Below are 18,928 nucleotides of genomic sequence, written 5' to 3'. Positions count from 1 at the left end.
TGTTGACCGCTTTGTTTGTTTAGTTTTGAGGGAGCAATTCCTCTGTATCATTTCGTTCTTTGAAAACTAGATAATCGTAAGAAGAAGAAAACAAGAAACACCACATTAGTTTTTTCTCTCTTAATAATAAGAGAATTAACCTTTAGGTTAAGTTAGAAAGGGCGCACGGTGGATGCCTTGGCACTAGGAGCCGATGAAGGACGGTACTAACACCGATATGCTTCGGGGAGCTGTAAGTAAGCTTTGATCCGGAGATTTCCGAATGGGGGAACCCACTACTCGTAATGGAGTAGTATCTTTACCTGAATACATAGGGTATTGAAGGCACACCCTGGGAACTGAAACATCTAAGTACCCGGAGGAAGAGAAAGCAAACGCGATTCCCTGAGTAGCGGCGAGCGAAACGGGACATAGCCCAAACCAAGAGGCTTGCCTCTTGGGGTTGTAGGACACTCAACATGGAGTTACAAAGGAACGGGGTAAATGAAGAGATCTGGAAAGGTCCGTCAAAGAAGGTAAAAACCCTGTAGTTGAAACTTCGTTCCCTCCTGAGTGGATCCTGAGTACGGCCTGGACACGTGAAATCCGGTCGGAAGCAGGGAGGACCATCTCCCAAGGCTAAATACTCCCTAGTGACCGATAGTGAACCAGTACCGTGAGGGAAAGGTGAAAAGCACCCCTGGAAGGGGAGTGAAAGAGATCCTGAAACCGTGTGCCTACAAGTAGTCAGAGCCCGTTAATGGGTGATGGCGTGCCTTTTGTAGAATGAACCGGCGAGTTACGATTACATGCAAGGTTAAGTTGAGAAGACGGAGCCGCAGCGAAAGCGAGTCTGAATAGGGCGTATGAGTATGTGGTCGTAGACCCGAAACCAGGTGATCTACCCATGTCCAGGGTGAAGGTTGGGTAACACCAACTGGAGGCCCGAACCCACGCACGTTGAAAAGTGCGGGGATGAGGTGTGGGTAGCGGAGAAATTCCAATCGAACTTGGAGATAGCTGGTTCTCTCCGAAATAGCTTTAGGGCTAGCCTCACGTAGTAAGAGTCTTGGAGGTAGAGCACTGTTTGGACTAGGGGCCCTCATCGGGTTACCGAATTCAGACAAACTCCGAATGCCAAAGACTTATCCGTGGGAGTCAGACTGCGAGTGATAAGATCCGTAGTCAAAAGGGAAACAGCCCAGACCACCAGCTAAGGTCCCAAAGTATACGTTAAGTGGAAAAGGATGTGGAGTTGCTTAGACAACCAGGATGTTGGCTTAGAAGCAGCCACCATTTAAAGAGTGCGTAATAGCTCACTGGTCGAGTGACTCTGCGCCGAAAATGTACCTGGGCTAAACGTATCACCGAAGCTGTGGATTGACATCTACGATGTCAGTGGTAGGAGAGCGTTCTAAGGGCGTTGAAGCTAGACCGTAAGGACTGGTGGAGCGCTTAGAAGTGAGAATGCCGGTATGAGTAGCGAAAGATGGGTGAGAATCCCATCCACCGAATGACTAAGGTTTCCTGAGGAAGGCTCGTCCGCTCAGGGTTAGTCGGGACCTAAGCCGAGGCCGAAAGGCGTAGGCGATGGATAACAGGTTGATATTCCTGTACCACCTCATTATCGTTTGAGCAACGGGGGGACGCAGGAGGATAGGGTAAGCGCACTGCTGGATATGTGCGTGTAAGCAGTTAGGCTGGAAATGAGGCAAATCCCATTTCCGCGAAGGCTGAGCTGTGATGCCGAGGGAAATATAGTACCGAAGTTCCTGATTCCACACTGCCAAGAAAAGCCTCTAGCGAGATAAAAGGTGCCCGTACCGCAAACCGACACAGGTAGTCGAGGAGAGAATCCTAAGGTGAGCGAGAGAACTCTCGTTAAGGAACTCGGCAAAATGACCCCGTAACTTCGGGAGAAGGGGTGCTCTTTTGGGTGTTAAAGCCTAGAAGAGCCGCAGTGAATAGGCCCAGGCGACTGTTTAGCAAAAACACAGGTCTCTGCAAAGCCGCAAGGCGAAGTATAGGGGCTGACGCCTGCCCGGTGCTGGAAGGTTAAGGGGAGAGGTTAGCGCAAGCGAAGCTTTGAACCGAAGCCCCAGTAAACGGCGGCCGTAACTATAACGGTCCTAAGGTAGCGAAATTCCTTGTCGGGTAAGTTCCGACCCGCACGAAAGGCGTAACGATCTGGGCACTGTCTCAACGAGAGACTCGGTGAAATTATAGTACCTGTGAAGATGCAGGTTACCCGCGACAGGACGGAAAGACCCCGTGGAGCTTTACTGTAGCCTGATATTGAATTTTGGTACAGCTTGTACAGGATAGGTAGGAGCCGTAGAAACCGGAGCGCCAGCTTCGGTGGAGGCATCGGTGGGATACTACCCTGGCTGTATTGAAATTCTAACCCATACCCCTAATCGGGGTAGGAGACAGTGTCAGGTGGGCAGTTTGACTGGGGCGGTCGCCTCCTAAAAAGTAACGGAGGCGCCCAAAGGTTCCCTCAGAATGGTTGGAAATCATTCGTAGAGTGTAAAGGCACAAGGGAGCTTGACTGCGAGACCTACAAGTCGAGCAGGGACGAAAGTCGGGCTTAGTGATCCGGTGGTTCCGCATGGAAGGGCCATCGCTCAACGGATAAAAGCTACCCCTGGGATAACAGGCTTATCTCCCCCAAGAGTCCACATCGACGGGGAGGTTTGGCACCTCGATGTCGGCTCATCGCATCCTGGGGCTGTAGTCGGTCCCAAGGGTTGGGCTGTTCGCCCATTAAAGCGGTACGCGAGCTGGGTTCAGAACGTCGTGAGACAGTTCGGTCCCTATCCGTCGTGGGCGCAGGAAATTTGAGAGGAGCTGTCCTTAGTACGAGAGGACCGGGATGGACGCACCGCTGGTGTACCAGTTGTCTTGCCAAAGGCATAGCTGGGTAGCTATGTGCGGACGGGATAAGTGCTGAAAGCATCTAAGCATGAAGCCCCCCTCAAGATGAGATTTCCCATAGCGCAAGCTAGTAAGATCCCTGAAAGATGATCAGGTTGATAGGTCAGAGGTGGAAGCGTGGCGACATGTGGAGCTGACTGATACTAATCGATCGAGGACTTAACCAAAAACGTTTTTCTTCTTCTGCATTATCTAGTTTTGAGGGAATGAAATTCCTCAAGTTCATTTGTCTGGTGGCGATAGCGAGAAGGTCACACCCGTTCCCATACCGAACACGGAAGTTAAGCTTCTCAGCGCCGATGGTAGTTGGGGGCTCTCCCCTGTGAGAGTAGGACGTTGCCGGGCAAAGAAACTTAATGTTTCTTTAAATTATTAATAGATTGATAGAATACTAATTCTTAACTTAATACAGATATCAATCGAAATTAATGTGTTGACATTTCTAAATGGAAATGTTACTATATTAAAGCTGATGTTTTAGCAGATTGTTCTTTGAAAACTAAACAAACAAACGTCAACAAACAATAATAATCATGTTTCTTCTATAATAATAGAAAACATGAGCCAACGTTTTAAAACGAGCTAAATCAACTTTCTTGGAGAGTTTGATCCTGGCTCAGGACGAACGCTGGCGGCGTGCCTAATACATGCAAGTCGAGCGGATTGATGGGAGCTTGCTCCCTGATATCAGCGGCGGACGGGTGAGTAACACGTGGGCAACCTGCCTGTAAGACTGGGATAACTTCGGGAAACCGGAGCTAATACCGGATAATCCTTTCCCTCTCATGAGGGAAAGCTGAAAGACGGTTTCGGCTGTCACTTACAGATGGGCCCGCGGCGCATTAGCTAGTTGGTGAGGTAACGGCTCACCAAGGCGACGATGCGTAGCCGACCTGAGAGGGTGATCGGCCACACTGGGACTGAGACACGGCCCAGACTCCTACGGGAGGCAGCAGTAGGGAATCTTCCGCAATGGACGAAAGTCTGACGGAGCAACGCCGCGTGAGCGAAGAAGGCCTTCGGGTCGTAAAGCTCTGTTGTTAGGGAAGAACAAGTATCGGAGTAACTGCCGGTACCTTGACGGTACCTAACCAGAAAGCCACGGCTAACTACGTGCCAGCAGCCGCGGTAATACGTAGGTGGCAAGCGTTGTCCGGAATTATTGGGCGTAAAGCGCGCGCAGGCGGTTCCTTAAGTCTGATGTGAAAGCCCCCGGCTGAACCTGGGAGGGTCATTGGAAACTGGGGAACTTGAGTGCAGAAGAGAAGAGCGGAATTCCACGTGTAGCGGTGAAATGCGTAGAGATGTGGAGGAACACCAGTGGCGAAGGCGGCTCTTTGGTCTGTAACTGACGCTGAGGCGCGAAAGCGTGGGGAGCGAACAGGATTAGATACCCTGGTAGTCCACGCCGTAAACGATGAGTGCTAAGTGTTAGAGGGTTTCCGCCCTTTAGTGCTGCAGCAAACGCATTAAGCACTCCGCCTGGGGAGTACGGCCGCAAGGCTGAAACTCAAAGGAATTGACGGGGGCCCGCACAAGCGGTGGAGCATGTGGTTTAATTCGAAGCAACGCGAAGAACCTTACCAGGTCTTGACATCCTCTGACACTCCTAGAGATAGGACGTTCCCCTTCGGGGGACAGAGTGACAGGTGGTGCATGGTTGTCGTCAGCTCGTGTCGTGAGATGTTGGGTTAAGTCCCGCAACGAGCGCAACCCTTGATCTTAGTTGCCAGCATTTAGTTGGGCACTCTAAGGTGACTGCCGGTGACAAACCGGAGGAAGGTGGGGATGACGTCAAATCATCATGCCCCTTATGACCTGGGCTACACACGTGCTACAATGGATGGTACAAAGGGTCGCGAAACCGCGAGGTCGAGCCAATCCCATAAAACCATTCTCAGTTCGGATTGTAGGCTGCAACTCGCCTACATGAAGCTGGAATCGCTAGTAATCGCGGATCAGCATGCCGCGGTGAATACGTTCCCGGGCCTTGTACACACCGCCCGTCACACCACGAGAGTTTGTAACACCCGAAGTCGGTGGGGTAACCGTAAGGAGCCAGCCGCCTAAGGTGGGACAGATGATTGGGGTGAAGTCGTAACAAGGTAGCCGTATCGGAAGGTGCGGCTGGATCACCTCCTTTCTAAGGATATTGTCGTAAAGACAATCGGAATGCAGACCTTCTGGTCTGTACTGTTGACCGCTTTGTTTGTTTAGTTTTGAGGGAGCAATTCCTCTGTATCATTTCGTTCTTTGAAAACTAGATAATCGTAAGAAGAAGAAAACAAGAAACACCACATTAGTTTTTTCTCTCTTAATAATAAGAGAATTAACCTTTAGGTTAAGTTAGAAAGGGCGCACGGTGGATGCCTTGGCACTAGGAGCCGATGAAGGACGGTACTAACACCGATATGCTTCGGGGAGCTGTAAGTAAGCTTTGATCCGGAGATTTCCGAATGGGGGAACCCACTACTCGTAATGGAGTAGTATCTTTACCTGAATACATAGGGTATTGAAGGCACACCCTGGGAACTGAAACATCTAAGTACCCGGAGGAAGAGAAAGCAAACGCGATTCCCTGAGTAGCGGCGAGCGAAACGGGACATAGCCCAAACCAAGAGGCTTGCCTCTTGGGGTTGTAGGACACTCAACATGGAGTTACAAAGGAACGGGGTAAATGAAGAGATCTGGAAAGGTCCGTCAAAGAAGGTAAAAACCCTGTAGTTGAAACTTCGTTCCCTCCTGAGTGGATCCTGAGTACGGCCGGACACGTGAAATCCGGTCGGAAGCAGGGAGGACCATCTCCCAAGGCTAAATACTCCCTAGTGACCGATAGTGAACCAGTACCGTGAGGGAAAGGTGAAAAGCACCCCTGGAAGGGGAGTGAAAGAGATCCTGAAACCGTGTGCCTACAAGTAGTCAGAGCCCGTTAATGGGTGATGGCGTGCCTTTTGTAGAATGAACCGGCGAGTTACGATTACATGCAAGGTTAAGTTGAGAAGACGGAGCCGCAGCGAAAGCGAGTCTGAATAGGGCGTATTAGTATGTGGTCGTAGACCCGAAACCAGGTGATCTACCCATGTCCAGGGTGAAGGTTGGGTAACACCAACTGGAGGCCCGAACCCACGCACGTTGAAAAGTGCGGGGATGAGGTGTGGGTAGCGGAGAAATTCCAATCGAACTTGGAGATAGCTGGTTCTCTCCGAAATAGCTTTAGGGCTAGCCTCACGTAGTAAGAGTCTTGGAGGTAGAGCACTGTTTGGACTAGGGGCCCTCATCGGGTTACCGAATTCAGACAAACTCCGAATGCCAAAGACTTATCCGTGGGAGTCAGACTGCGAGTGATAAGATCCGTAGTCAAAAGGGAAACAGCCCAGACCACCAGCTAAGGTCCCAAAGTATACGTTAAGTGGAAAAGGATGTGGAGTTGCTTAGACAACCAGGATGTTGGCTTAGAAGCAGCCACCATTTAAAGAGTGCGTAATAGCTCACTGGTCGAGTGACTCTGCGCCGAAAATGTACCTGGGCTAAACGTATCACCGAAGCTGTGGATTGACATCTACGATGTCAGTGGTAGGAGAGCGTTCTAAGGGCGTTGAAGCTAGACCGTAAGGACTGGTGGAGCGCTTAGAAGTGAGAATGCCGGTATGAGTAGCGAAAGATGGGTGAGAATCCCATCCACCGAATGACTAAGGTTTCCTGAGGAAGGCTCGTCCGCTCAGGGTTAGTCGGGACCTAAGCCGAGGCCGAAAGGCGTAGGCGATGGATAACAGGTTGATATTCCTGTACCACCTCATTATCGTTTGAGCAACGGGGGGACGCAGGAGGATAGGGTAAGCGCACTGCTGGATATGTGCGTGTAAGCAGTTAGGCTGGAAATGAGGCAAATCCCATTTCCGAGAAGGCTGAGCTGTGATGCCGAGGGAAATATAGTACCGAAGTTCCTGATTCCACACTGCCAAGAAAAGCCTCTAGCGAGATAAAAGGTGCCCGTACCGCAAACCGACACAGGTAGTCGAGGAGAGAATCCTAAGGTGAGCGAGAGAACTCTCGTTAAGGAACTCGGCAAAATGACCCCGTAACTTCGGGAGAAGGGGTGCTCTTTTGGGTGTTAAAGCCTAGAAGAGCCGCAGTGAATAGGCCCAGGCGACTGTTTAGCAAAAACACAGGTCTCTGCAAAGCCGCAAGGCGAAGTATAGGGGCTGACGCCTGCCCGGTGCTGGAAGGTTAAGGGGAGAGGTTAGCGCAAGCGAAGCTTTGAACCGAAGCCCCAGTAAACGGCGGCCGTAACTATAACGGTCCTAAGGTAGCGAAATTCCTTGTCGGGTAAGTTCCGACCCGCACGAAAGGCGTAACGATCTGGGCACTGTCTCAACGAGAGACTCGGTGAAATTATAGTACCTGTGAAGATGCAGGTTACCCGCGACAGGACGGAAAGACCCCGTGGAGCTTTACTGTAGCCTGATATTGAATTTTGGTACAGCTTGTACAGGATAGGTAGGAGCCGTAGAAACCGGAGCGCCAGCTTCGGTGGAGGCATCGGTGGGATACTACCCTGGCTGTATTGAAATTCTAACCCATACCCCTGATCGGGGTAGGAGACAGTGTCAGGTGGGCAGTTTGACTGGGGCGGTCGCCTCCTAAAAAGTAACGGAGGCGCCCAAAGGTTCCCTCAGAATGGTTGGAAATCATTCGTAGAGTGTAAAGGCACAAGGGAGCTTGACTGCGAGACCTACAAGTCGAGCAGGGACGAAAGTCGGGCTTAGTGATCCGGTGGTTCCGCATGGAAGGGCCATCGCTCAACGGATAAAAGCTACCCCTGGGATAACAGGCTTATCTCCCCCAAGAGTCCACATCGACGGGGAGGTTTGGCACCTCGATGTCGGCTCATCGCATCCTGGGGCTGTAGTCGGTCCCAAGGGTTGGGCTGTTCGCCCATTAAAGCGGTACGCGAGCTGGGTTCAGAACGTCGTGAGACAGTTCGGTCCCTATCCGTCGTGGGCGCAGGAAATTTGAGAGGAGCTGTCCTTAGTACGAGAGGACCTGGATGGACGCACCGCTGGTGTACCAGTTGTCTTGCCAAAGGCATAGCTGGGTAGCTATGTGCGGACGGGATAAGTGCTGAAAGCATCTAAGCATGAAGCCCCCCTCAAGATGAGATTTCCCATAGCGCAAGCTAGTAAGATCCCTGAAAGATGATCAGGTTGATAGGTCAGAGGTGGAAGCGTGGCGACATGTGGAGCTGACTGATACTAATCGATCGAGGACTTAACCAAAAACGTTTTTCTTCTTCTGCATTATCTAGTTTTGAGGGAATGAAATTCCTCAAGTTCATTTGTCTGGTGGCGATAGCGAGAAGGTCACACCCGTTCCCATACCGAACACGGAAGTTAAGCTTCTCAGCGCCAATGGTAGTTGGGGGCTCTCCCCCTGTGAGAGTAGGACGTTGCCTGGGCAAAAGATAAAAAACAGCCGATTAGGCTGTTTTTTTTATGCAAAAAAATATTATTGGAACATGGTTTTTGAAAATAATGAATCTGAATCTATTAATTTCTTAAGTTCTTCATTAACTGGATAAATCCTTCCTGAATCAATTGTTTCAAGAATGCACAATATGCCCCTGTGACCCTGCAAGTACGAAGATAAATAATAGAAAGAGACCCTGAAGGAAATTCCTCAAGGTCTAATATGTGTTTTTATGGAATCAGGACGTATTAAAAGGCAAATATCACAATGAAATAAACTAACATCGTTATTAAACCAACAGGGACTCCAAACTGTGCCCATTCTTTACTTGTAATGTTTAATTTGCTTGCCGAAATGATATTGGGAATATTGCCTGGGATTAACATCCCTCCGCTAATAAGAAGTCCTAAAAGGATTGCCTGTATGGTTTCTCCATTCATTGCTGGGCTAATTTCGGCTGCTGCAAGGGTTGCGTTATCTAAAATAGCTGAGATAATATTAATCCAGTATAAAAGCATAGGATGGAGTCCTAAAATATACTCATTAATTAGTGGTTCAAAACCATGCCCAAGGAAGGTTAATCCCATTACGAATAAATAGATTTTTAATGAACGAATTAAGATTTCTTTATAGCTTTCCGTTTTTTGAGCTGATTCTAAACTTGACGTGCTTTCATGTGGCTTTACAAATATGATTGTTAATAAACCAAAAAGGACAACGGCAGGAATTACTTCCCAACCGATCAAGTCTAATAGGTAAAAGAATCCCTCATTAAGTTTGCTGACTGTTATAGTTGATAAAGGTTCACCAATTGGTGTGAGTGCGGCACCAAGGCCGATAGAGAAACATGCTAGTACAGCAAAGCGGATTTCTGATTGCCGGTCAAGCGGAAGGACATTGATGATTATGACGAGCACAATCGCAGCAATAATAGCCGTAATAATGCTGGATGCTAATCCTAAAAAAATGACTGTTAAAGCAAGGAAAATTCTTGGTGAAAGAAGTTTACTCATCGTTAAAATCGAACGTTCTAATGGACGCTGTGCCCATTTAGTCACTAATCCGGCAAGTAGGACAGCCAGTGTAATATTTATTGGATCAATTAAAGCTTTTTCTATTAAGTGCCCATTTAGCAATCCACTGAAGGCAGCTGCAGCAACCCCCATAGCGAATAAAAATACTTCTAAATTTTCTTCAACTTTTTTTACTGAGAATGGTAATAATAAAACTAAAACTAAAATAACCAATAGTCCAATCATTATTCATATCCTTTATGTGTAATTTTTTAATCATAAAAATTATTATATCCGACTTTGATAAAATAAAAAATAATTATTCTGATAAAATGTTTGGTTTCAGATTTTTAATTTCTTAGCGTTGTGTTATTCCTTCTGTTATAATCAAAAAAAGTTAATTTTAATTTAATTCTAGTAAACATAGATTAGAAAGGAAAATTTTGAAAAATGAGCTCAAAAAAACAATTTGAAGTTCAAGAGAATGAGTCGATAGAAGCATGCTTAAATCGTATGAAGGATGAGGGGTATACTCCCATCAGAAGAATTGAAAAGCCAATCTTCAAGGAAGTAAAGCTGGGGTCTTCGGTCACTTATGAGCCAATGGGGCGTTATATCGTCTTTGAAGCGAAAAAGTTGGAGTAAAACACGAACATTAACAAGTTGCCAACAGTAAATGTTCGATATATTTATTGACAGGAAAACATTATTGTTGGTATGATAAATGTAACATTATAGATAGTGACATCGCCCTCGTATAATAATGGGAATATGGCCCATGAGTTTCTACCCAATTGCCGTAAAAAATTGGACTATGAGGGAAAGTGGTAACCGTTTAGGAGTGGGTACATTCACTTCTTCTTTAGGATGGTATTTTTTATGCATCTTAGGCCCGGACAGACTGCTTTCTCTTATTTTTATGAAGGGAAACATTTCTGTTGGGGCTTTTTTGTTGTCTAGGAGATTTATTGTCTTTTGGGCGAATGGATAGACTTGTTGGGTTCTGATGCTCAATGGGCTATCGGAGTACTGGCTGCTAGTGATATTTGGTTTATTTTAATAAAAGGGGAATTTTGCAAAAGAGTTTAGGAGGGATTTGGTGGAAGCGAAGGTTGGCGTGATTATGGGGAGTAAGTCTGACTGGGAGACGATGAAACATGCTTGTCTGAGTTTGGAGCGTTTAGGGGTTCCGTTTGAGAAGAAGGTTGTGTCTGCCCACCGTACTCCTGATTTGATGTTTGAATATGCGGAGTCAGCAAGGGAACGCGGCATTCAGGTGATTATCGCAGGTGCTGGGGGCGCTGCCCATTTGCCAGGGATGGTAGCGGCTAAGACGACGTTGCCGGTTATAGGTGTGCCAGTACAATCACGCGCGTTGAATGGGCTTGATTCGTTGTTATCGATTGTGCAGATGCCTGGGGAGTTCCGGTGGCAACGGTAGCGATTGGGACGAGTGGAGCAACCAATGCCGGGTTATTGGCGGCACAGATTTTGGCGATTACGGATGCAGAGCTCGCTGATCGAATTGAAACATTGAGGCAGGAAACGAAATTACAAGCGATGGAAAGCAGTGATGAGCTTGTCTAATATGGTTGTGTTGCCTGGACAGACGATTGGGATTATTGGTGGTGGCCAGCTGGGTAGAATGATGGCACTCGCGGCTAAGGCGCAAGGGTTTCGGATTGCGGTGTTAGATCCAGCAGAGGATTCTCCTTGTGGTCAGGTAGCTGATTATAAGATTGTTGCGGATTATGATGATTTTAGTGCGATTGAGCGCTTGGCAGCGATTAGTGATGTGCTTACGTATGAGTTTGAAAATATAGATGCAGAAGCGTTGAAGTCGGTTAGTGATCGGGCTTTTGTACCTCAAGGGACAGAGTTGCTTGAGATTACAAAGGATCGGATTAATGAGAAAAAGGCGATTCAGGCGGCAGGAATTGAGGTTGCCCCATCCGCTGTGATTCAGACGAAACAGGCTATTTATGATAACATAGAGGTGCTTGGTTACCCTGCTGTATTGAAAACTGCTCGTGGCGGTTATGATGGAAAAGGTCAACTCGTGATAAAGTGTGAAGCCGATATTGATCGGGCCGATGCGCTTTTAACACATGGTGAGTGTGTACTGGAAAAATGGATGCCATTTACAACGGAGATTTCGGTAATTGTATCGCGAAGTGTAAAGGGTGAAACGGCAATTTTTCCAGGTGGCAGAGAATATCCATGTGAACAATATATTGCATCAAACCATTGTTCCAGCTCGGATAGGTGAGGCTGCTCGAGACAATGCTTTAAAAGCAGCGCTTCAACTTGTCGAATCTTTGGGAATGGTCGGTACTCTTGCTGTCGAAATGTTTGTGATGGAGGATGAATCGATTTTTATTAATGAGTTAGCACCAAGACCGCATAACTCTGGGCATTATACGATTGATGCTTGTGAGACGTCGCAGTTTGAACAGCATATACGGGCAATTTGTAATTGGCCGTTAGGAAGCACAAAGCTGTTAAAGCCAGCGGTTATGGTGAATATTTTAGGGGAACATCAAGCTGCATTATTAGAATGTATTCCAACATTATCTAACTGGAAAATTCATTTGTATGGTAAAAAGGAAGCAAAAAATGGCCGGAAAATGGGTCATGTCACTCTTTTGCGAGATTCCGTAGAAGAGGCAATTTTAGCGGCAGATGATAGTAAAATCTGGGATAGCTTTATTTTGATCGGAGGATAAAACATGATTGATCGTTATACAAGACCTGAAATGGGTGCAATTTGGACAGAGGAAAACCGTTTTAAAGCATGGTTGGAAGTGGAGATTTTAGCTTGTGAAGCATGGGCTGAGCTTGGTGATATTCCAAAGGAAGATGTGAAGAAGCTTCGTGAAAATGCTTCATTTGATATTAACCGAATTTATGAAATTGAAAAGGATACAAGACATGATGTAGTTGCTTTCACTCGTGCCGTTTCTGAAACGCTAGGTGAAGAACGGAAATGGGTTCATTACGGTTTAACTTCAACAGATGTTGTTGACACTGCACTTTCTTACTTAATTAGACAGGCTAATGAAATTTTGTTAAAAGATATCGAGAATTTCATTGAGATTTTGAAAAATAAAGCGATTGAGCATAAGTACACTGTTATGATGGGTCGTACTCATGGGGTTCACGCTGAGCCGACTACTTTTGGTTTGAAGCTAGCTCTATGGTATGAGGAAATGAAACGGAATTTGGAGCGATTCAAAGCTGCTGCTGAAGGGATTGAATTCGGAAAGATTTCTGGTGCGGTAGGTACGTATGCGAATATCGATCCATTTGTTGAAAAGTATGTTTGTGAAAAATTAGGCTTGCAAGCTGCACCAAATTCTACACAAACTCTACAACGTGATCGACATGCACATTATATGTCTACTTTAGCATTGATTGCGACTTCAATTGAGAAGTTTTCGGTTGAGGTTCGTGGCTTACAGAAGAGTGAGACACGTGAGGTTGAGGAATTTTTCGCAAAAGGTCAAAAGGGATCTTCTGCTATGCCACATAAGCGTAATCCAATTGGTTCTGAGAACATGACTGGAATGGCTCGTGTCATTCGTGGATATATGTTAACGGCGTATGAAAATGTTCCGTTATGGCATGAACGTGATATCTCACATTCCTCTGCAGAACGGGTTATTATCCCAGATGCAACAATAGCGTTAAATTACATGTTAAACCGTTTCGCTAATATTATTAAAAACTTAACGGTTTACCCAGAAAATATGAAACGTAACATGGACCGTACACTTGGGTTGATTTACTCTCAACGCGTTCTACTTGCGTTAATTGACAAAGGCTTTGCACGTGAAGAGGCGTATGATACCGTTCAACCGAATGCAATGAAAGCATGGGAGTTACAGGTTCCGTTCCGTAGCTTAATTGAAGCGGATGAAAAAATTACCTCTAATCTTACTGCTGAAGAAATTGCAAACTGTTTCGATTACAGCTATCACCTTCAGCACGTGGATACGATTTTTGACCGCGTAGGATTAACTGAATAAGAATTTTCTTTGGAAGTATTGTTCACTTAGGACGATTCAAGCGGAAAGCGAGTCCTAAAGCGGATATACCGGCAAAAGAAAAACTGAAATAAATAAGAAGGTAAGTGAAGTGCATGATCTTACCTTCTTACAAATGCTCCAGACTGAACATTCGAAATATCCCAATATTCGTAATTGAAACCATTTAATTGGTTAGCCGAAAGGAGAGAAGGGCTGGTCCCCGTCTTGGTGACGGAGTAGAGATTCTGCCCGCAATGGATGAAAGAGCTTCTTTATGAGGGAAAGGCAAAGAAAATTTATTCAACTGATGATGAGAATGTAGTATTAGTGGAGTACAAGGATTCTGCCACAGCCTTTAATGGTGAAAAGAAGGCGGATATTAGCGGTAAAGGCCGTTTAAATAATGCCATTACTAGTTTGCTATTTTTAAAGCTTCATGAACAAGGGATTGAGACTCATTTTATTAAGCAGATTTCTGAAATTGAGCAGTTAGTTAAGAAGGTTAGCATTGTGCCGCTTGAAGTCGTTACACGGAATGTAGCTGCAGGTAGTCTTGCAAAGCGATTAGGATTTGAAGAAGGGCAAGCATTATCCAAGCCGTTAGTCGAGTTTTATTATAAGGATGATAATTTAGGGGATCCGTTGGTGACGATTGATCATATCCTTGAGCTTGACCTTGCCACAGTGGAAGAGGTTGAGACATTAAAGGAAAAAGCGCTTAAGGTAAATGCAGTTTTATCAAGCTTTTTTGCAGAATTAGGAATTCGATTAATCGATTTTAAGCTAGAATTCGGGAAAGATAATTTAGGAAATATTGTTTTGGCAGATGAAATTTCACCTGATACGTGCAGATTATGGGATGCAAAAACGAATGAAAAGCTCGATAAGGATGTATTCCGCCGTGATTTAGGAAATCTTACGGATGCTTATGAAAATATTTTGGCTCGCTTAGGAGGCGTTCAGCTTGGTTAAGGTTAAAGTTTATGTAACGTTAAGAGAAAGTGTATTGGATCCACAAGGGAAAGCAGTTAATCATGCCCTTCACTCTTTAGGCTATAACGAAATTAAGGATGTACGTATTGGTAAATTTATGGAGCTGTATGTTGATCCTACAGGTCGTGATGTAGAAGAGGTTGTGAAAGAAGCTTGTGAAAAGCTGTTAGCTAATCCGGTAATTGAGGATTTCCGCTATGAAATAGAGGAGAGTGTCACCCAATGAAATTTGCGGTAATCGTATTTCCTGGTTCAAATTGTGACGTCGACATGTTCTCTGCTATTAAGGATGAACTAGGTTCCGATGTTGAGTATGTTTGGCATGCGGAGAAGGATTTAGATCGTTTTGATGCGATTTTACTCCCTGGTGGCTTTTCATATGGAGACTATTTAAGATGCGGGGCGATTGCCCGTTTCAGCAATATTATGAATGAAATTAAAAAGGCTGCAGAAGCTGGCAAACCGGTATTAGGGGTTTGTAACGGATTCCAAATTTTATTAGAGGCTGGTTTACTTCCAGGGGCATTGCGCCGAAATGAGAGCTTGAAATTCATTTGTCGTCCAGTACAGTTAAAGGTCGAGAACAATGCAACATTGTTTACAAATGACTATGCAGCTGGTGAATTGATTTCGATTCCAGTCGCCCATGGCGAAGGGAATTACTATTGTGATGAAGCAACATTAAAGCAAATGCAGGAGAATAAACAGATTGTCTTTACGTATGTAGATAATCCAAATGGAAGTCTTGAAAATATCGCGGGTATCATAAATGAGCGCGGAAATGTGTTAGGGATGATGCCGCATCCTGAAAGAGCGGTCGATGAACTACTCGGTGGTGCTGATGGTCTTAAACTTTTTAAATCGATCGTGAAACAATGGAGGGAATCATATGTCGTTAAAGCTTGAACCAACTCCTGGAGCAAATTAAGTCAGAACGAGTCTATGCGGAAATGGGTATGTCCGATGCGGAATTTGCTATGGTTGAAAAAATCCTCGGCCGCACGCCTAATTACACCGAAACCGGACTATTTTCGGTTATGTGGTCTGAGCATTGTAGCTATAAAACCTCAAAGCCTATATTGAAGAGATTTCCAATTACAGGGGAAAGAGTACTTCAAGGGCCTGGAGAAGGTGCTGGAGTCGTTGATATCGGTGATAATCAAGCGGTTGTATTTAAAATTGAGAGTCATAATCATCCGTCGGCAATTGAACCATATCAAGGGGCAGCGACAGGTGTAGGCGGTATTATCCGTGATATCTTTTCTATGGGGGCTAGACCAATTGCGATGCTGAACTCTTTACGCTTCGGTGAACTTTCTGATTCTGCACGAGTTCGTTATTTGTTTAAAGAAGTTGTCGCAGGTATTGCTGGTTACGGAAACTGTATTGGAATTCCAACCGTTGGTGGTGAGGTTCAATTTGATCCTTCCTATGATGGAAATCCGTTAGTTAATGCAATGTGTGTCGGTTTAATCGACCATAAGGATATTAAAAAAGGTCAGGCCCATGGCGTTGGAAACACGGTTATGTATGTAGGTGCGAAAACAGGTCGTGACGGAATCCATGGTGCAACATTCGCTTCCGAGGAGTTACATGATGCTTCTGATGAGGATCGTCCAGCGGTTCAAGTCGGCGATCCGTTTATGGAAAAGCTATTATTGGAAGCATGTTTAGAATTGATTCATTGTGATGCCCTCGTTGGGATTCAGGATATGGGAGCAGCTGGGTTAACTAGCTCAAGCTCGGAGATGGCAAGTAAAGCCGGATCAGGAATGGAATTGAATCTGGATTTTGTCCCACAGCGTGAAACTGGAATGACTCCATATGAAATGATGCTGTCTGAATCGCAAGAGCGGATGCTGATTGTTGTCCAAAAAGGCAGAGAACAAGAGATTGTTGATATTTTCTCTAAATATGATCTTGAAGCGGTTGCTATTGGGGTTGTAACCGATGATAAAATGTACCGCTTGATTCATAAAGGTGAAGTTGTCGCGAATGTTCCGGTTGATGCGTTGGCAGAGGATGCACCTGTTTACAATATGCCATCTGCAGAACCGCAATACTTCCGTGACTTCCAGGCGATGGAAAATGAAGTGCCGGCGATTGAGAACTACGGTGAAACATTAGTGCAATTATTACAACAGCCTACAATCGCTTCTAAAGAGTGGGTTTACGACCAATATGATTATATGGTTCGTACCAATACAGTTGTAGCGCCAGGCTCTGATGCAGCTGTTCTTCGTATCAGAGGGACAGAAAAAGCGTTGGCGATGACGACTGATTGTAATTCGCGCTATCTCTATTTGGACCCTGAAACTGGCGGAAAAATTGCTGTGGCAGAAGCTGCGCGAAACATTGTTTGTTCTGGAGCAGAGCCGCTTGCAGTTACAGATAACCTGAATTTCGGAAATCCAGAGAAACCGGAAATCTTCTGGCAAATCGAGAAATCTGCTGATGGTATTTCCGAAGCGTGCCGGGAACTAAATACCCCTGTAATCGGTGGAAATGTATCGATGTATAACGAAACAAATGGAACAGCGATTTATCCAACACCTGTTATTGGAATGGTTGGATTGATCACAGATTTAAAACACATTACGACTCAAAGTTTTAAAGAAGCGCTCGACCTTGTATATCTTTTAGGTGAAACAAAGGATGAATTTGGCGGCAGTGAGCTTCAAAAAATGCTGAACGGAAAAATTTACGGAAAATCTCCGGAACTTGACTTAGCAATTGAAAAAGACTATCAACAAAAAGTGTTAGCAGCGATTCGCGCTGGATTAGTTGAATCTGCTCATGATTTAGCTGAAGGTGGTCTTGCGGTTGCAGTTGCAGAAAGTGCAATTGGAACGGGGCTTGGTGCGGATATTACCGTAACTGGAAATCCAGTAGCTGCTTTATTTAGTGAAAGCCAATCACGCTTTTTATTAACAGTGAAAAAGGAAAATCAACAAGCATTTGAAGCAGCAGTTGGTGCCACATTAATCGGTGAAGTAACAGCTGCACCTGTTTTATCTATCGCTGTTGACGGTGTAAATGTAATAAAAGAACAAGTTGAGAATTTAGAGAAGGCTTGGAAAGGAGCTATTCCATGCTTGCTGAATTAAGAGGCTTGAATGAAGAGTGCGGAGTTTTCGGCGTTTGGGGACATTGTGACGCTGCCAGCATTACCTATTATGGCCTTCATAGCCTTCAGCACCGCGGACAAGAGGGGACAGGAATTGTTACTACGGATGGTAAAAAGTTAGATATCGCTAAAGGGGAAGGTCTAGTTACAGAGGTATTTACTTCTGACGTGATGTCAGAGCTATCTGGAAAAGCAGCAATTGGTCATGTTCGTTATGCAACGGCTGGTGGAAGTGGATATGAAAATGTTCAGCCACTTCTTTTCCACTCCCAAACTGGCAGTATTGCGCTTGCTCATAATGGGAATTTGGTTAATGCCAGTTTGATAAAATCAATCCTTGAGCAGCAAGGTAGTATTTTTCAAACAAGCTCAGATACGGAAGTATTGGCTCATTTGATCCGTCGTAGTGGCGAGCGTCACTTGAAGGATCAAGTAAAGAGTGCATTGAAGCAAATCGAAGGTGCATTTGCCTATGTGATTTTAACGGAATCAGAAATGATGGTGGCATTAGACCCACATGGTTTAAGACCGCTTTCCTTAGCGCGCCTTGGGGATGCCTATATTGTCGCGTCTGAAACATGCGCATTCGATGTCGTTGGGGCAGAGTTTGTACGCGACATTGTTCCAGGGGAATTGCTTGTTATAAATGATGAGGGGATTACGACTGAATTCTTCTCGGAAGACAAGCAAAGTGCAATTTGTGCAATGGAATATATTTATTTTTCAAGACCTGGATAGTGATATCCATGGAATTAATGTTCATACAGCCCGTAAGAAAATGGGGAAAAGACTGGCTGCGGAAGCAAAGATTGAAGCGGATGTGGTGACAGGTGTTCCTGACTCAAGCATTTCAGCAGCAATCGGGTATGCTGAAGCATCAGGAATTCCGTATGAAATGGGCTTAGTGAAAAATCGTTATGTTGGTCGGACCTTTATTCAGCCTTCACAATCATTAAGAGAGCAAGGAGTTAAGATGAAGCTCTCTCCTGTTCGGGGTGTGGTTGAAGGGAAACGTGTGATTATGGTTGATGACTCGATTGTTCGGGGACAACAAGTCGAAGAATCGTGACGATGTTAAAGGATGCCGGTGCGACAGAGGTACATGTTGTGATTAGTTCACCACCAATCAAAAATCCGTGCTTTTACGGGATTGATACGTCAACAAAGGAAGAGCTAATTGCTTCCTCTAATTCCGTTGAAGAAATCCGGGAACTAATCGGTGCTGACTCACTAACTTTCATTAGTGTTGAAGGTATGCTTGAAGCAGTTGGCAGAGTGGATAAAGATAAAAATTGTGGACAATGCTTAGCGTGCTTTACAGGGGAATATCCGACAGAGCTTTATCCGGATACACTGCAATATTACTATCAAAAATAAGCAGCATA

Annotated in this window: 6 protein-coding genes, 5 rRNA genes, 4 pseudogenes and 1 riboswitch; of the genes and pseudogenes, 14 read left to right on the top strand and 1 reads right to left on the bottom strand. The window is 45.4% G+C overall.

Annotated features, from left to right (window positions below):
* The first annotated feature begins 145 nt into the window (after positions 1-145).
* The 5 genes from RGF10_RS22985 to rrf (RGF10_RS22965) all read left to right on the top strand — a co-directional run bounded on the left by RGF10_RS22985 (position 146) and on the right by rrf (RGF10_RS22965) (position 8,371).
* A 23S ribosomal RNA gene (locus RGF10_RS22985) occupies positions 146-3,083 on the top strand.
* 62 nt (positions 3,084-3,145) lie between these two features.
* Positions 3,146-3,261, top strand: a 5S ribosomal RNA gene (rrf, locus tag RGF10_RS22980).
* A 248-nt stretch (positions 3,262-3,509) separates the two neighbouring features.
* Positions 3,510-5,059: ribosomal RNA gene (locus RGF10_RS22975) — 16S ribosomal RNA — on the top strand.
* A 196-nt stretch (positions 5,060-5,255) separates the two neighbouring features.
* Positions 5,256-8,192, top strand: a 23S ribosomal RNA gene (locus tag RGF10_RS22970).
* 62 nt (positions 8,193-8,254) lie between these two features.
* Positions 8,255-8,371 (top strand): 5S ribosomal RNA (gene rrf / locus RGF10_RS22965).
* Together the 16S, 23S and 5S rRNA genes form the textbook arrangement of a ribosomal RNA operon.
* 259 nt (positions 8,372-8,630) lie before the next feature.
* Here the strand turns inward: rrf (RGF10_RS22965) and RGF10_RS22960 are convergent.
* On the bottom strand, positions 8,631-9,644 hold the full coding sequence (locus RGF10_RS22960; protein ID WP_318509672.1) for a DUF1646 family protein: 1,014 nt from the start codon (positions 9,642-9,644) through the stop codon (positions 8,631-8,633).
* A gap of 201 nt (positions 9,645-9,845) precedes the next feature.
* Here RGF10_RS22960 and RGF10_RS22955 point away from each other — a divergent pair, with 201 nt between their 5' ends.
* The 9 genes and pseudogenes from RGF10_RS22955 to purF all read left to right on the top strand — a co-directional run bounded on the left by RGF10_RS22955 (position 9,846) and on the right by purF (position 18,920).
* The gene (locus RGF10_RS22955; RefSeq protein WP_318506053.1) at positions 9,846-10,040 is read left to right on the top strand and encodes an NETI motif-containing protein; all 195 of its coding nucleotides are present in this window, start codon (positions 9,846-9,848) and stop codon (positions 10,038-10,040) included.
* Between the two features lie 88 nt (positions 10,041-10,128).
* Positions 10,129-10,230: riboswitch (purine riboswitch) on the top strand.
* 264 nt (positions 10,231-10,494) lie between these two features.
* A pseudogene (gene purE, locus RGF10_RS22950) lies at positions 10,495-10,982 on the top strand (5-(carboxyamino)imidazole ribonucleotide mutase).
* Positions 10,969-12,121, top strand: a pseudogene (gene purK / locus RGF10_RS22945) (5-(carboxyamino)imidazole ribonucleotide synthase). Before purE ends, purK begins: the two co-directional pseudogenes overlap by 14 nt.
* Before the next feature lie 3 nt (positions 12,122-12,124).
* A complete protein-coding gene (purB, locus tag RGF10_RS22940; protein ID WP_318506051.1) occupies positions 12,125-13,423 on the top strand; it encodes an adenylosuccinate lyase in 1,299 nt (432 codons plus the stop codon).
* Positions 13,424-13,681: 258 nt separating this feature from the next.
* Entirely contained in the window at positions 13,682-14,395 is a 714-nt protein-coding gene (purC, locus tag RGF10_RS22935) for a phosphoribosylaminoimidazolesuccinocarboxamide synthase (protein WP_318506048.1), read from the top strand.
* The gene (gene purS, locus RGF10_RS22930) at positions 14,388-14,642 is read left to right on the top strand and encodes a phosphoribosylformylglycinamidine synthase subunit PurS (protein WP_318506045.1); all 255 of its coding nucleotides are present in this window, start codon (positions 14,388-14,390) and stop codon (positions 14,640-14,642) included. The genes purC and purS overlap by 8 nt, the downstream gene beginning before the upstream one ends.
* Positions 14,639-15,322, top strand: coding sequence for a phosphoribosylformylglycinamidine synthase subunit PurQ (gene purQ, locus RGF10_RS22925; protein ID WP_318506044.1), 684 nt, complete (start codon positions 14,639-14,641; stop codon positions 15,320-15,322). Before purS ends, purQ begins: the two co-directional genes overlap by 4 nt.
* Positions 15,306-17,523, top strand: a pseudogene (purL, locus tag RGF10_RS22920) (phosphoribosylformylglycinamidine synthase subunit PurL). The gene purQ and the pseudogene purL overlap by 17 nt, the downstream one beginning before the upstream one ends.
* A pseudogene (gene purF, locus RGF10_RS22915) lies at positions 17,508-18,920 on the top strand (amidophosphoribosyltransferase). Before purL ends, purF begins: the two co-directional pseudogenes overlap by 16 nt.
* Positions 18,921-18,928 lie beyond the last annotated feature (8 nt).

The organism is Bacillus sp. T3 (genome assembly GCF_033449965.1).
In the GTDB taxonomy this organism is placed as follows: Bacteria; Bacillota; Bacilli; order Bacillales; family Cytobacillaceae; genus Bacillus_BU.
Note: the sequence above shows the minus strand (reverse complement) of the source record. Positions and strands in the feature narration are given on the sequence as shown.